This is a genomic window from Silvibacterium bohemicum (assembly GCF_001006305.1).
In the GTDB taxonomy this organism is placed as follows: Bacteria; Acidobacteriota; Terriglobia; order Terriglobales; family Acidobacteriaceae; genus Silvibacterium; species Silvibacterium bohemicum.
Map to the genome: position 1 here is coordinate 1 of NZ_LBHJ01000025.1, position 370 is coordinate 370.

The window sequence follows — 370 nt, forward strand, 5'->3', positions numbered from 1 at the left end:
CATCATGCACCACGATGGTCACTTCCACCGCACGCAGAATTTCGCTTTCACCCGGGCTCGCGCTGGTTTCCAGCAGATCGTTAATCAGCGCACGACGGGTGGTTTCATCCAGACGCACGGTCACGGTCACCAGCAGATCAATATCGCTATGCGGTTTCAGGCCGCCATCCACCGCGCTGCCATACAGATGCACGGCCAGCAGGGTCGGTTCCAGATGACGTTCAATCACGCCCACCACTTCAGACAGCTGGGTGCTCACTTCCGCAATCACCGCTTCACGCATAATGTTCAGTTTGGTTTTCGGACGGCTGCCCTGCTGGGTCACATCGTTGCTGCTCCACAGCATCAGGCAACGGCCCACCGCATAACG

General features: G+C 58.1%; 1 protein-coding gene. It reads right to left on the reverse strand.

Going from position 1 to position 370, the window contains the following annotated elements:
• Nucleotides 1–283 (reverse strand): nucleotidyltransferase domain-containing protein (locus tag XX99_RS26490; RefSeq protein WP_050062454.1); only part of this gene is annotated, 283 nt, incomplete at its 3' end.
• Nucleotides 284–370 lie beyond the last annotated feature (87 nt).